The sequence below is a fragment of the uncultured Polaribacter sp. genome (assembly GCF_947500975.1).
GTDB lineage: Bacteria > Bacteroidota > Bacteroidia > Flavobacteriales > Flavobacteriaceae > Polaribacter.
On record NZ_CANMUE010000053.1, the window covers coordinates 1 to 655 of the forward strand.

The 655-nt window shown below is 32.1% G+C and carries 1 rRNA gene; it reads right to left on the minus strand.

Going from position 1 to position 655, the window contains the following annotated elements:
* Positions 1-236: ribosomal RNA gene (locus tag Q0733_RS12985) — 16S ribosomal RNA — on the minus strand; the annotation flags it as partial.
* Positions 237-655: the final 419 nt, after the last annotated feature.

Sequence of the window (655 nt, forward strand, 5' to 3'; positions counted from 1 at the left end):
ACGCATAGTCATCTTTTACCGATAAATCTTTAATTAAGTCTCGATGCCAAAACTTAATACTATGGAGCATTAATCTTCATTTCTAAAGGCTATTCTCCTGTAAAAGGTAGATTCTATACGCGTTACGCACCCGTGCGCCGGTCGTCAGCGGTGCAAGCACCCTGTTACCCCTCGACTTGCATGTGTTAAGCCTGCCGCTAGCGTTCATCCTGAGCCAGGATCAAACTCTTCATTGTATATTTTTAATAATATGAATGAATAAGTTTCAAAAGAATTTTGTTTAATTAATTAAACATGGTTATTCTACTCTTTGTTTACGCTGTCAATTTCAATATTTTCAATGAACTTTTAGGGTATCGCACAACCGCTTTCACAATCGTTATAAATCCTAATTTGTAGAAATGTTAGAGTCGAACTAACTGGCGATTTTTAATCTTACCATTCCAAAATCTCTTTGAACTTTTTTTGCTATTTCTGTTAGCGGCTGCAAATCTAAAACTTATTTTTTAATTGACAAACAAAAAACAAATAATTTTTAATATTTTTTAAACCACTAAAACAAGGAACTTTTTTTACCGAAAAATCGGACTGCAAAAATACAACTTGTTTGTTTTACAAACCTAATAAAAAGTGATTTATTTTTAAAGTTTTTTTT